Origin of the sequence: Tritonibacter horizontis (assembly GCF_001518015.1) — a bacterium.
GTDB lineage: Bacteria > Pseudomonadota > Alphaproteobacteria > Rhodobacterales > Rhodobacteraceae > Epibacterium > Epibacterium horizontis.
The window spans coordinates 1-13070 of sequence record NZ_LPUY01000052.1; the positions used below are offsets into that span (position 1 = coordinate 1).

Here is a 13070-nt window from a genome sequence, read left to right on the forward strand (position 1 = left end):
CGCCTGAGGCGCGAGGCCCAACGGGATGGCGGGGCCGAAAGGCCATGGCAGACGGGCGGGAGCCTCCCCTTGCGCCGAAGTGGTCACCTCAGAGCGGCGCGCCCGGGAACTGTTGCAAGGTGATGCCTGCAGCCTCCAGGCCGGAGCGGACGCTGCGCGCAATTTCCAGCGCCTCCGGCGTGTCGCCATGCAGGCAAATCGTGTCGATCCGCGTCGGTATGCGGCTGCCATCCTCGGCCAGTATCGCACCTGCCTCGACCATTTGGACGACCCGGCGACCGGCCAGATCCGGGTCGTGGATCACCGCACCCGGCCGCGACCGATCCACAAGCGAAGCATCCGCGTTATAGGCCCGATCCGCAAAAATCTCGCAGGCAAGGTTGCATCCGAGCGCCTGAGCCGCGTCTTGCTGGCGGGTGCCTGCCATCACCATGATAACGAGATCGGGCGCCACCTTCAGCGCCGCCTTATAGCAGACCGTTGCCATATGCTGATCCGCAGCCGCCATATTGGCAAGCGCCCCGTGCAGCTTCAGATGTCGCACCTGCGTCCCCGCCGCCCGTGCCATCGCCTGGGCCGCGCCCAGCTGGTATTGCACCAGATGCGCCAGGCTTTGGTCCGGCAGATGCATCCTGCGCCGCCCGAACCCCTGAAGGTCCGGAAACCCCGGATGCGCCCCGATGCCAACCCCGCGCGCCGCCGCCGCCGCCATGGTGGCGGCCATCACGTCCCAATCGCCCGCATGCACGCCGCAGGCGACATTGGCCGAGGTGACGACCTCCAGAACATCCGCATCCTGCCCCATCACCCAAGGGCCGAAGCTCTCTCCCATATCCGCATTCAAATCGACGGTGGCTGCCATGGCATCTGCTCCTGTTTTAGGTATCATCGTCTTCAAGCTCCCGCCCCGCGGTCACACCGCTGACCAACTGGTAAGACAACAGATCACGCAGCACCGCCGGGTCGCGCACCAAAGGGGCAAGCCGTGCGGTCAACCGGGCGCGCTCACTTCGGGCCCGGCGTTCGATCTCCACCGCCTCTTGCAAGGTCACCTGCACAAAGGAAAACCGCGCCCCGGCCTGAGCCTGCGCCACCAGCGCCATATCGCAGGGCAGGACCGATCCGATCCGGGGGTAGCCGCCGGTGGTCTGACATTCGCTCATCAAAACATAAGGGGTGCCGTCGCCGGTGATCTGGATGTCCCCCGGCGCAATCACTTCTGACAGCACGCTGAGACCACCGTCGAGCGCAAACCCCTCGCCCTGCGGCAACAGACGCACCCCCATGCGATTGGCACGGATGTCGCGTATAAAATCGACCTTCTGAAACCGCGCCAGCTCGGCGCGGGCAAACAAATGCGTCTGCAGGCTTGGCACGAACCGGAGGCATCCACCCGCAAGGCGCGGCTCCGGCGACAGCGACAGGTTGACCGGACCGCCGGGATCGCACCCCAGCGGCAGCCTGTCGTTGGATTGAAGACGCGCCCCGAGTCCGGCGGCAACATGTACGCTGCGCGATCCCAAACGTTGCGGGGTCTCAATCCCCCCGGCCACGTGCAGGTAACCGTAGCTCCCGGCCTGCACCGCCCCAATGGTCAGCGTCTCGCCAGCGGGCAACAGATGGCTGGCGTTCCAGCGCAGCGCCTGGCCGGTGCTGAATGTGGCCCGCATGGGGGCGCCGGTCAGCGCGATGCGCATATCCTCGGTCGCGACAAAGCTGCCGCCCAGACCGGCCATTTCCACCGCGGCCAAGGCAGGGTCCTGTCCCAACAGCGCCGCCCCTTCAAACAGCGCCAACCGGTCGGCTGCGCCGCCCCGCGACAGGCCAAACGCAAGATAGCCGGGGCGGCCAAGATCCTGCACGGTCAGACCAGGCCCTGCGCGGGTGACGGTCAGCGCCCGGCTCATGTCAGTGCCTCGGCGGTGGCGCCGCCCGCCGCGCCGTCCCCGGCCAGGGCCCCATACCGCTCGGCCGAGATCGGTTCGAACAGGACCTCATCCCCCGGACGCAACACAAAGGGGTTCGCGTCATCCGGGCGAAACAGGCGAAACCGGGTCTGGCCAATGTGGCGCCATCCGGTCGGCGTGGTCACCGAAAACAACACGATCTGGCGGATCGCCACCACGACAGCGCCCTCGGGCACTTCGGGCGTCAACGCGGTCTGGCGCGGGATGTCAAAAGCTTCGGGCAATTCGCCGAGATAGGGCTGCCCCGGTGCAAACCCGATGGTCTGCACCCGGAGCCGGGTTTGGGAAATTTGCGCAATGGCGTCGTCCACCGTGAGGCCGGCGACCGCCGCAGCCTCGGCCAGTTGCGGCCCGAGATCGGTGCCAAACACGGTCGGGACCCGCCAGAGCCTGCGCCCCTCCGGCAGGGCGGCCTCGTACCAGTCGCGCGACGCCAGCAGGTCCGCGACCCGCGTCGCCATGGCCCCATGATCGGTCCCCAACGGATCAAACCGCAGGTAGGTGGAAACAAGCGAGGTCGAGGTTTCCTCCACCGCGCTCCAGCTCTGCTGTTCAAGTGCGGCGCGAAAGGCCAGCGCCGCGCGATTTGCCGGCTCGCTCAGTCGGTCCGCAAAGCGCACAACCAGACCATCGAACCCCGCGTTGACCACGCGTGGCCAGCCCTGCGGCTCCGGTTCTGGCGGTGAAACAAGCCTCTTGTCTGTCATGGCCCATGACTGCCAGCGTGCGCGGCAAAAGACCAGTGCCAATTGTCAGCGAAACATGCGGCAGGGATCCGCGCCCGACGTCACAACGCCAACCGGTTGGATCATGCGGCCAGACCTGACCGGGGGCTGCCCTATGGACGGCGGTGTTCTGGTGCCCCGCCCCGACGCGGCACCACATCCTTCGGATGCCGCACCCACGCACTCTGTGGACGCAGCGGTTTCGCCCCCTGCGCTTGCGACACGGCCCAGCGCAACACCAGCGGGTCAGCCGCACTTCCCCGCGGCGGGTCCAGGCACAGCACACGCCTGATGCGGGGCGGGATCAATCCCTGGTCCGGGGGTGTTTCTTTCACGGGGGCATCTCCTTTGGCGGGGACTGCAGGACGCGGCGCAGGGCCACAGAAGACCACGCAAAGATTGACAGGAGGTTGCCCGCCGCCCGCCCGTGCAAAGCCCGGCTGCGGCCCGCAGTTCGACCCCGGTGTTTCGCGCTCGACATTCAGGAAAAGGGTCAATCAGACGCGCAGGCAAATGGACCTGGCAGCGCCCAACGACCACCCCACCGGGTCAGAGGTGCCCGCTGGAAAGCCCTCAGTGCCGCGTTGCGAAAGCCCTCATTTCTGGCGAAGAGCGGCCAGATCCTGCGTCAGGAACCAGTCATAGGTCTGCCGGATCCCCGCCTCCAGCCCGATCGAAGCCCGCCAGCCGAGCCGTTCCAGCCGCGATACATCCATCAGTTTCTGCAGGGTGCCATCCGGGCGCGCGGGATCGCAGCTGATCCGGCCCTCATAGCCAACCACCCGGGCAATGGTCCGGGCGAGCTCCAGAATGGTGACATCCTGACCGGAGCCGACATTGATATGCGACAGCATCGGATCGGTTTCCCGCTGGTACAGCTGAGGGGCCAGATCGTGCACAAAAAGCGACGCCTCGGCCATGTCGTCCACATGCAGAAACTCGCGGCGCGGCGCGCCGGTGCCCCAGATGGTGACGTTTTCTGCATCGGTCAGCCGCGCATCGTGAAACCTGCGGATCAGCGCCGGCAGCACATGCGAATTCTCGGGGTGAAAATTGTCCCCCGGTCCATAAAGGTTCGTTGGCATGACGGAGCGATAATCGGTGCCATATTGCCGGTTATAGCTCTCGCAGAGCTTGATCCCGGCGATCTTTGCGATGGCATAGGGTTCGTTGGTGGCTTCCAGAGGACCGCTGAGCAGGGCCTGTTCGCGCATCGGCTGCGCCGCCTCGCGCGGGTAGATGCACGACGACCCCAGCTGCAACAGTTTCTCCACCCCCGCCTCATAGGCGGCGTGGATCACGTTGCACTCGATCATCAGGTTTTCATAGATGAACTGCGCCGGAAAGCTGTTGTTGGCGTGAATGCCCCCCACCCGTGCGGCGGCGAGGATCACCTGATCCGGGCGTTCGCGGGCAAAAAACGCCCGCACCGCACTCTGATCGGTCAAGTCCAGTTCCAAGGAGGTCGCAGTCAACAGCTCCACCGCTTGCCCGGCCGACTGGCGGGCCGCGAGACGGCGCAGGATCGCACCGCCCACCATGCCCCGATGACCGGCCACGTAGATCTTCACGGGTCAGGCCTCCAGCGCCACCGGCATATCAAAGCCATGATCGCGCAGCACCGCATGCCGACGGGCGGCATCCAGATCAGCCATGACCATCTCCGCGCACATCTCCTGCACAGAGATTTCCGGCACCCAGCCAAGTTTCTGCTTGGCCTTGGACGGATCGCCCAACAGGGTCTCGACCTCAGCGGGGCGGAAATAGCGCGGGTCGATCTGCATGATCACATCCCCGGTCTGCAAGGCGGGCGCCTTGTCACCGTAGATGCCGGCAACAACCGCGACCTCTTCAAGGCCTTCACCCCGGAATTCCAGCGTGATGCCCAGTTCGGCAGCGGCCCAGACGATGAACTGACGCACCGAATGCTGCTCACCGGTTGCGATCACAAAATCCTCCGGGTTGTCCTGCTGCAACATCATCCATTGCATCCGCACATAATCCTTGGCGTGGCCCCAATCCCGCAGCGCGTCGATGTTGCCCATGTAAAGGCACTCTTCCAGCCCCTGGGCAATATTGGCCAGCCCGCGGGTGATCTTGCGCGTCACGAAGGTTTCGCCGCGACGGGGGCTTTCGTGGTTAAAAAGGATGCCGTTGCAGGCGAACATGTCATAGCTTTCACGGTAGTTCACCGTGATCCAATAGGAATAGAGCTTTGCCACCGCATAGGGGCTGCGCGGATAAAACGGTGTGGTCTCGCGCTGCGGGGTTTCCTGCACCATGCCATAGAGCTCTGACGTGGAGGCCTGATAAAAGCGCGTCTTCTTTTCCAGCCCCAGAAAACGGATCGCTTCGAGCATCCGCAGGGTGCCGAGACCATCGACATCGGCCGTGTATTCCGGGGATTCAAACGACACCGCCACGTGGCTTTGCGCGCCGAGGTTATAGACCTCGTCCGGTTCCACCTCAGAGATGATCCGGGTCAGGTTCGAGCTGTCCGACAGATCGCCGTAATGCAGTTTGAAGCGCGCTTTTTCGGTCTGGGGATCCTGGTAGATATGATCCACCCGCTGCGTGTTGAAGCTGGAGGAGCGGCGTTTGATGCCGTGCACCTCGTAGCCTTTTTCCAGCAGAAGCTCCGCGAGATAGGATCCATCCTGTCCGGTGACGCCTGTGATCAGTGCTTTTTTCATGGCCTGTTTTCCGTTTCCTGTTGCGCCCGATTGGGTCTTTTTGCGAGCGATTGCCGATCAGGCGGCGCGGTCTCGCATGCCCTTTGGCCGGGCGACAGAGTTGAAGGCAGACGTGACCCGTTCGACGTCCGCGGTGCGCAGATTGTGGTGGTTCGGCAGGTAGATGCCGAATTCGTGGATCAGATCCGCGTTGGGCAGAACCTGCTCGCCATAGCGACGGGTCCAGAAGGGATGCCGGGCGATATTGCCACAGATCAGCGGGCGGCATTCGATCTGCTGCGCCTTGAGATGGGCGTAGACCTCCATCCGGTTCTCAACCAGCGTGCCATAGGCAAAGGAGGACAACAGGCCCGCGTCGCTCTTCTGGCAGAAGAACTCCGGCAGCTGTGCGGCATAGCTGTCAAAATTGCGCTGCCGCACCGCGCAGATCTCGTCGAGCTTGGTGATCTGCAAACGCCCGATAAAGGCCTGCAGGTCGGTCGAGCGCAGATTGAAACCAGCGTGGTAGAAGGTGTAGAAATTGCGGAAATCGTCGATGCCATGTTCCTGCTGCAGGCTGTCACGGCGCGCGGGATCAAGGTCACGACTCCAGCCATGGGACCGCAGCGACAACATCACCTGATGCAATTCGCTGTCATCCGTCACCACCATGCCGCCCTCGATGGTGGAGATGTGATGGCCATAGTAGAACGAAAAACTGCCCGCCGCGCCATGGCAGCCCAGTTTGCGATCCTCAAAGGTGGAGCCCAGCGCCTCGCAACTGTCTTCGAGCAGCAGCACGTCATAGCGCTCACATATGGCGCGGATTTCCCGCATGTGATTGGCGTGCCCCAGCACGTGCACCAGGATCAGCATTGACGGTGCCTCATCCCGGCAAAGCTGTTCCAGATGGTCCAGATCAAGACCGAGATTGATCGGATCGCAATCACACAGCCGCACCTCAAAGCCAAGCTGGATCAGCGGCGAAACGGTCGTCACCCAGCTGACAGCGGGGGCGATTACCTTGGTGTTGCGCAGGCGGCCCGCTTCTTGCGCGGCATAGATCATCAGCAGGTTCGCAGAGGAGCCCGAATTCACGAACACCGCATGTTTGCAGCCCATCCAGGCCGCGAATTCCTCCTCGAATGTGGTGGTCAGCTCGGCCTTGGTCAGCCGGTTGCCGGCCAGCATCCAGGCGGCGGTCTGTTCCAGTTCCCCCTGGGAGATCGTGTCTTCTGCCAGGGTAACCGGTTTGACAGCAGTCATCATCAATTGGGTCCTCGCACGGTTTGCATGGCTTTCAATTCGACATAGAACCGGCGGACCTCGTTATAGGCCGCGGCGATGTTCTCTTTCTTGGTTCGGTCTTTCAGCGCGTCGATGGTGATCGACCCGTCATGCGCACGGAAACTGGCCAAGGGTTCTTTGACAAAACCCACCTTCGGGTAGCGCAACATCGACAGCAGCGACACAAAGATGTCCGGACCGACCCCGTGGTATTCGTTCTGTTGCAGCGGCAAGCGGCCCTGATAAAGCGCATCGATCAGCACCTGACGCCGAAACAGCGCCGCGCCGGGCGAGATCAGCGAGCCGACGATATGTTCCTCTGCCAGCTGGTTTTCGTAGGTCCCGGTCTCGGGCAGCCATTCCAGGAACTGGGTCATCATCTGACGCCCGGATTTGTCGTCAATCACCTCTGCGCCGCTGAAGGAAAACCCAACGTCGTCGCCCATGACGGCGATGCATTTGGCGATAAAGGTCGCGTGGATCCAGTCATCATCATATTGCAGATGGACCAGATCGCCGCTGGCATGCAGCACCCCTTCGAGCCAGCAGAAATGCGGACCGAAATCCCGTTCCCGCCGGATATAGATGATCTTGTCCCCATAGGCTGCGGCGACCTCTGCGGTGGTGTCAGTCGAGCCGTGATCGACGACCAGAACCTCGCAAGGGTGGGTTTGGGCCAGCGCACTGTCGATCGCTTTTGGCAGCATATCCGCGCGGTTGAAGGTGGGGATGACGATCGAGACGGTATCAGGCATTGTTTTCTCCAAGGATCGCGCGCAGGCGCGTCACATCGGCTTTGAGGATATCGTCCTGGCCCTTGGGCCGGATATCCAGCGGGACCGGGGCCAGGGATCGGGCAAAGTCGGCCACGGTGATTGCAGTGCCAGAGGCCACATTGACGGCGCCTTCAGCCCCGGTCAGCGCCAGTTTGACAAGAAGACGCGCAGCGTCCTGTGCGGGTAGGAAATCACGCAGGCTGCCTGCCCCGAACAGCTCGAACGGGGTGTCGGGGCGCATCTCGGCAAAGCGGCGCTCAAGCGTGGGGCGCAGATAGCTGCCGGTCTGGCGTGGATCGTGGATCGAGAACAGCCGCGCCAGGCAGAGCGACCGGCCCGTTGCCTCGCAGATCTGCGTCGCCGCCTGTTCCGCCATCAGTTTCGTCTGACCATAAAGCGAGACCGGAACTGTCGGGTCACTTTCGACAATCGGCTCCGCCTTGCTGGCATAGACATGGCTGGAGGAGACCAGCAACACCCGCGCCGCCGTATCCGCCAAGGCGGATAGCAGATTTACGGTGCCGCCCACATTGACACAATAGGCGCGCGCGGGGTTGGCCTGAACTTCCGCAACCGGCACCAAAGCGGCCAGATGCAGCACCAGATCAATCCAGCCTGCGTCCTCAACGAACCGGGTGGTTGCGGCCAGATCGGTCAGATCGGCCGTGTTGCGCAGGATTTCGGCATCGGGCACGGTGTCCTGGAACGCCCGCACCACATGACGCCCGACAATCCCACCGCTGCCGGTTATCAGAACACGGAGGGTCATATGTGTCCTTGAGCTCCTGCTGGAAGCGCCCCCAGCCCCATGGTGCGATACTGTGTCGCGAGATCCTGACTGGCGGCTTCAATCTTGTTTGCAGGCTTCGGCACCGGCTGCGCGCCAGGGCGTCGCGAGAAATCCCCGGACAAGACCATCTGCGTGAACGAAATCTGGCTCACGCCGCAATCGTTGAGAAGTTTGTTGTCTTGATGAGGGCGGAACTCTGCCTGGTTCTTGGTGTCGGAATAATACCGCCCGATAACCATTGGCAGCCGCGTCATCTTTTGCTTGTTCTGCAAGACGACTTTCCAAAAGATCTGATCGCCGATGGATTTGACTGGCGTCTGGTTGTTGAAATAGGTGGGATACCATTTCCCCAGAATGTCCAGGTTCCACATCGTCGCCGGACCGAAGGTCCCCCGCTCACCAGTGCCACTGCCCAGGCGCAGGTTGGGCTGCGCCATCGGCGGCCAATCGGAGGCGAAACTCGTCCCCCACAAATCCTGCACATCAAACTGTGCCTCCAGGTGAGAGCCGTCGAAACTCACCTGCCAGTCCCCGCCGACCAGAGCACTGCCGGTCGCCTCGGCGGTGGAGACCAGCAAACGGGCCGCGTTGGTCGCAAGCCGGTCGTCCATATTGAGGTTCATGGTGTATTTGGTCTGGCTGAGCGCAACCCCTGCCCCCCAGGCCTCGTAGATGGTGAGCGGTTCGGAAAAACTGTGCCAGGGCGCATCAAGCCAATCCGGTGCGACATCGCCATTGTCGAAAATATAGCAAGGCTCTACGGGAATGGACTGCGCCTTGAGATTCTCCCAATGCGAGCGGAGCAGGTCCAGTTTGTTCGGCTGTTGATGCCAGACCGCACAAAACACGGTCACCAAAGGTTTTCTACGGGACGCATCTTGCGCGATCGTGTGCGATTGAAATTCCACGGCTCTGGTTCTCCGGATGCTCAAAAGCGGCATTTTGCGCGCTCCGGGACAACAGATAGGCCGAAAGATCTAATTTTAAGTTAAGTGAACGTACCGGCAATCTCGGCGAGATCGCCCGATTGAGACGGACAGTGACGGACCACTGCAATCCTGTCCACTGTGCCGGCCTAGGGCGGCGATGACGGCTTCGTCGTTGCGGCGCGGTTGAGGCGCAGGGCCGAGGCCACGCGGGCTCAAAGCTCTGTCAGGGCGGAAGTATTCTGAAAGACAAGACGCCCGGACATACGCAAGCTGCCAGTCTTGCCCGAATTCTTGCCCGAACACGATACCAGATTTCACCGAATAGGGTGCAACTCGTGGCGAAGATCACATGTGGAGAAAATTGGCTGGGATGGTAGGATTCGAACCTACGGTACACTGTACCAAAAACAGTTGCCTTACCACTTGGCTACATCCCAGCGCTCTGTGTGAGAGGCCTTCTAATGAGTGTTGAAGGAGGCTGCAAGGGGTTTTTCCGAAAAAAGTGCGCGCCCCGCGCGATGGGCGAATTTAGGCAATGAAACCAGCCTATTATCAGCTGGTTCACCCGATGTGGAACGGCGCGAACAGGGCGCCCGAAAGCCCCCTGTTCGTTGCGGATAAAGGATCCCGAGACACCCGGGAGCCTGCTATTCCGGCACCCCGGCTTCGCGCAGCGCGCTGACCCAATCCTGCCCTGACGGGGTGAAGGCGGCGGCGTGTTCCTGCATATAGCGCGAGAGCGAGAAATCGGGCGTTACGCGCATCAGCGACTCGACCACATCCCGCGCCTCGTCCGAGCGGCCTGACATTTGCAGCGCAATGGCCTTGGTGCGCAACGTTGCCGGATAGGAATCATTTTCCTGCAAGGATTGATCGGCCAGTTCGATGGCCCGGTCATAATCCCGCGCGGCCAGGCTCACCGATGCGGCCAGCGAGTCGAAATAGTAGCGCTGCGGCCCGAGCGGCGTCAGTTTGCGCGCTGCTTCCGTCAGGCGGATCCCTTCGTCCGGATGGTTCTGCATCGCCCGGGTTGCCCCCTTCAGCAACAGCGCCAGTGCCTCGTTTGGATTGTCCTGCAACGCCTTGTCGTAAGAGAACTGCGCATTGTCGAACTCGAACGTCAGGTAGCTGGAAATCATCCCCTTGAGCGTATGCGCCAAGGAGAACGCGGGATCCTGAGCCAGTGCGGCGCTCGCCAGGTTTTCCGCCATAAGCGTGCTTTTGTGGCGATCCGTGGACATGCCTTTCTGTACCCGCATGACGTGCCAGATACCTGCCCAGGTCAGCACCACCGGGTGATGCATTTCGCGTTCCAGCAGCGTGTCGAGGATCTCGATCGCCTTTTCGAACTGGTCTTTGTGCTTGCTCTGCATCATCACAATCGCGGCCATCAGCAAGGTGTGATTTGCCAGGTTGGACAGGGGTCGGAAGCTGACAAGTCGAACCGCCTCCCCGACCACAGTCTGGCCGATCTGGCTGGTGGCATCGCGCAGCGACGTACTCTGGCCCATCAGCAGATCCGACAGCGCGCCTTTGAACTCCCGCGTCCAGATCACTTTTTCACGGTGCGCATCATGCAAATCAATCTGCGCGATGAAATCATGTCCGTTGATGAACACTGAGCCGGAGACAAGATAGCTGACCCCCGCCACTGAGGACACTTCGGCCGGACGGACCTCGTCCAGACTGAACTGGCGCGATGCCATGTAAGAGGTCACCGAGAAGGCCTGGCTGCGCGACAGCTGGCGCGAAAGTTCCTCCGACAGGATGGACCCCAAAGGCGCGGTCGAACTCCCCGGCGAGCGCTGCGCAAAGGGCAGAACCGCAATCGAGGGCAGCAATTCGTCCAGGATGACCCGGCTTCGGTCGCGCGGCGCCCACGGCGGATCCTGCGGCTTCGGTGCCGCGATTGCGGTCTGGGCCCGCATCTCCACCAGCCAATCCGCAAAGACCTGTTCATGAGGCAATTCAAAGCCTTCCATGAAATCCCCGCGCGTGGTGTCGGTGTCCACTTCAATCATGCTCAGGTCGAGTGTGACCCGCTCACGATTGGCGACCAGGGCGCTGGATGCAGAGGCACCGATGTGTTTTCGCAGTGTCGACAAGGCCGTTCGCAAGCTGGCCTTTGCCTGCTCGGGCTGTGCAAAACTCCATAGGGTGTGTTCCAGGAACGCGCGCGTTCGGATCCCGTCTTCGGCAGTGATCATCAGCGCCATCAGCGCCTGATGTTTCGCGCCAAGTTGAATAGCTTCTCCGTCTGGCCGAAATACACCAAACGCGCCGTACTGACGGACTTTTAAAACTGTAACCATTGGACACTCTCGACATAAAAGTTACGCGTGCCACTAAAGCAAAACACTCACAAATTGCGTAGCAGCGACTTCACATCTACAATTAAAGCACCAAAATTTCCAACCACCAACAAAAAAACATCTTCGGGATAAGCTCTAGCCTTCTCAATGTGTTAACAAATGGTAATTATTTCAGAAATATAATTAACAAGATAGTTATGGTGGTAAACGAAAAAGTCAGTATGGAAATTATTATTTTACCCGCATAGCGAGAGCGAGACGGGCGAAGGTGTTGATTTATATGAGAATCCGCATTTATCGGAGGTTCACCTAAAAATGTGCACGTGATCCGGCGAGTCGGGGCAGGTTAACGGTCGGTTAACTAGGGTTTCACTTTCATCTATCGTAAAAAATGAAAGGGGCCCGATTTCGGCCCCCTCCCCGGATCACAAGTGCGTGATCATCGGTGACTATTCCCGTGCGACTTCGCGCCATTTGCCGTTTTCGACCACCGAAATCACGATGTCATCCACGCCCCGGTGATCCGATGGGCCATAGGTGACCTGCGCATCCGACAGGGCATCGTAGTATTCCAGCGTCTCCATCGCAGCGATGAACGCCTCCTGGCTGAGCTCGGCCCCCGCCACCTCCAGCGCGCGCAACATTGTATCCGCAGCCGTATAGCCCAACATGGCAAACCCACCGGCAGGCTGGTCAAACCGCGCCTCATAGGCGGCGATGAAACGGGCGGGTTCTTCTTCCTGCGCGCGGGCCAACAGATCGGCCCAGCCGGATGCCGCATAAAGCCCGTCGGTCACACCGCCCGGCACAGCCGCCACCGCCTCGAGAAAACCGGCAGAGGTATTGAGGAATTTCACATCCGTCCAACCCAGCTTTTTTGCGGTGCCGACGACGGTGATGCCCTGCCGCACGCCCAATGCCATGACCACGACGTCACAGCCTGCGTCTTTGAGTTTGGGGAGCGAGCCGACAAAATCCAGCTCATCCGGTTTGTGCGTCGTTTCGGCGGCAAAGGTCATCCCCAGTACCTGCGCCGCGTGTTTGGCGCCCTCTTCGATTTCCTTGCCGAAATCGGACGGAATATACATCGCGCAGATGTCCTCTGCGCCGAAGGCCTGCGCCAGATAAGAGATCCCCGCGACGGTCTGGTCAAAGTAGCTGGAAAAGCCGATGAACTTGTTGTCCATCGGCTCCTGCAACATCTGGCGCGCCGCCGTCAGCGGGCTGACGTTGGGAATGCCCTTGGGGTCGAGCAACTTGAACCCGGCGATGTTCATCGGCGTGCCCAGCGACAACAGCATCGCAAAGACCTTGTCGCGGTTCAAAAGCTTGTTGTAGCCCTGCATCGCGCGCGGGATCTGATAGCCATTGTCTTCCACCACAAACCGGATCTGGCGGCCATGGACGCCGCCGTTGGCGTTTGCCTCCTCGAACCGCAAGGTGGCCCCGTTGACCGCAGGCACCCCAACCGCGGCAAAGACGCCGCTGAGGTCGTTCACGGAGCCGATGACCACCTCGGTGTCACTCACCCCCTGGCTGTCGGCCGTGGCGGTGACGGCGCCCAGACCGAGCGCCAGCGCGACAGAGAGCCCTGTTAGACGTCTTTTCATGT

General features: G+C 61.4%; 11 protein-coding genes and 1 tRNA gene. All 12 read right to left on the bottom strand.

All coding sequences use genetic code 11. The features are described from left to right. Positions 1-88 precede the first annotated feature (88 nt). The 12 genes from TRIHO_RS08245 to TRIHO_RS08300 all read right to left on the bottom strand — a co-directional run bounded on the left by TRIHO_RS08245 (position 89) and on the right by TRIHO_RS08300 (position 13068). Positions 89-862 carry a LamB/YcsF family protein gene (locus TRIHO_RS08245; protein ID WP_068241934.1) on the bottom strand — a complete coding sequence of 258 codons (774 nt, stop codon included), beginning with the start codon at positions 860-862 and terminating at the stop codon, positions 89-91. Positions 863-878: 16 nt separating this feature from the next. Continuing rightward, positions 879-1907: a 5-oxoprolinase subunit C family protein gene (locus TRIHO_RS08250; protein WP_068241936.1), complete on the bottom strand. Its 1029-nt coding sequence runs from the start codon at positions 1905-1907 to the stop codon at positions 879-881. Then, a complete protein-coding gene (locus tag TRIHO_RS08255; RefSeq protein ID WP_068241937.1) occupies positions 1904-2674 on the bottom strand; it encodes a 5-oxoprolinase subunit B family protein in 771 nt (256 codons plus the stop codon). The genes TRIHO_RS08250 and TRIHO_RS08255 overlap by 4 nt, the downstream gene beginning before the upstream one ends. Before the next feature lie 614 nt (positions 2675-3288). Next, positions 3289-4263 (bottom strand): GDP-L-fucose synthase, encoded by a 975-nt coding sequence (fcl, locus tag TRIHO_RS08260; protein WP_082705072.1) that lies wholly within the window; start codon positions 4261-4263, stop codon positions 3289-3291. Positions 4264-4266: 3 nt separating this feature from the next. Then, positions 4267-5385 (bottom strand): GDP-mannose 4,6-dehydratase, encoded by a 1119-nt coding sequence (gmd, locus tag TRIHO_RS08265; protein ID WP_068241938.1) that lies wholly within the window; start codon positions 5383-5385, stop codon positions 4267-4269. A gap of 57 nt (positions 5386-5442) precedes the next feature. Next, positions 5443-6633: a DegT/DnrJ/EryC1/StrS family aminotransferase gene (locus TRIHO_RS08270; RefSeq protein ID WP_068241939.1), complete on the bottom strand. Its 1191-nt coding sequence runs from the start codon at positions 6631-6633 to the stop codon at positions 5443-5445. Then, complete coding sequence (locus tag TRIHO_RS08275) at positions 6633-7406, bottom strand: glycosyltransferase family 2 protein (RefSeq protein WP_068241940.1); 774 nt, start codon at positions 7404-7406, stop codon at positions 6633-6635. Before TRIHO_RS08275 ends, TRIHO_RS08270 begins: the two co-directional genes overlap by 1 nt. Next, positions 7399-8196: an NAD-dependent epimerase/dehydratase family protein gene (locus TRIHO_RS08280; RefSeq protein ID WP_068241942.1), complete on the bottom strand. Its 798-nt coding sequence runs from the start codon at positions 8194-8196 to the stop codon at positions 7399-7401. Before TRIHO_RS08280 ends, TRIHO_RS08275 begins: the two co-directional genes overlap by 8 nt. Continuing rightward, the gene (locus TRIHO_RS08285; RefSeq protein ID WP_232367741.1) at positions 8193-9071 is read right to left on the bottom strand and encodes a glycosyltransferase family 2 protein; all 879 of its coding nucleotides are present in this window, start codon (positions 9069-9071) and stop codon (positions 8193-8195) included. Before TRIHO_RS08285 ends, TRIHO_RS08280 begins: the two co-directional genes overlap by 4 nt. 437 nt (positions 9072-9508) lie before the next feature. Next, positions 9509-9583: transfer RNA gene (locus TRIHO_RS08290), tRNA-Gln, on the bottom strand. A 210-nt stretch (positions 9584-9793) separates the two neighbouring features. Next, positions 9794-11458, bottom strand: coding sequence for a tetratricopeptide repeat protein (locus TRIHO_RS08295; protein WP_068241946.1), 1665 nt, complete (start codon positions 11456-11458; stop codon positions 9794-9796). A gap of 449 nt (positions 11459-11907) precedes the next feature. After that, a complete protein-coding gene (locus TRIHO_RS08300; protein WP_068241948.1) occupies positions 11908-13068 on the bottom strand; it encodes an ABC transporter substrate-binding protein in 1161 nt (386 codons plus the stop codon). Positions 13069-13070: the final 2 nt, after the last annotated feature.

Bases quoted from the DNA above. Each gene is read 5' to 3' on its own strand.
- TRIHO_RS08245 (WP_068241934.1), bottom strand. From the start codon at position 862: ATGGCAGCCACCGTCGATTTGAATGCGGATATGGGAGAGAGCTTCGGC.
- TRIHO_RS08250 (WP_068241936.1), bottom strand. From the start codon at position 1,907: ATGAGCCGGGCGCTGACCGTCACCCGCGCAGGGCCTGGTCTGACCGTG.
- TRIHO_RS08255 (WP_068241937.1), bottom strand. From the start codon at position 2,674: ATGACAGACAAGAGGCTTGTTTCACCGCCAGAACCGGAGCCGCAGGGC.
- gmd (WP_068241938.1), bottom strand. From the start codon at position 5,385: ATGAAAAAAGCACTGATCACAGGCGTCACCGGACAGGATGGATCCTAT.
- TRIHO_RS08270 (WP_068241939.1), bottom strand. From the start codon at position 6,633: ATGATGACTGCTGTCAAACCGGTTACCCTGGCAGAAGACACGATCTCC.
- TRIHO_RS08275 (WP_068241940.1), bottom strand. From the start codon at position 7,406: ATGCCTGATACCGTCTCGATCGTCATCCCCACCTTCAACCGCGCGGAT.
- TRIHO_RS08280 (WP_068241942.1), bottom strand. From the start codon at position 8,196: ATGACCCTCCGTGTTCTGATAACCGGCAGCGGTGGGATTGTCGGGCGT.
- TRIHO_RS08295 (WP_068241946.1), bottom strand. From the start codon at position 11,458: ATGGTTACAGTTTTAAAAGTCCGTCAGTACGGCGCGTTTGGTGTATTT.
- TRIHO_RS08300 (WP_068241948.1), bottom strand. From the start codon at position 13,068: ATGAAAAGACGTCTAACAGGGCTCTCTGTCGCGCTGGCGCTCGGTCTG.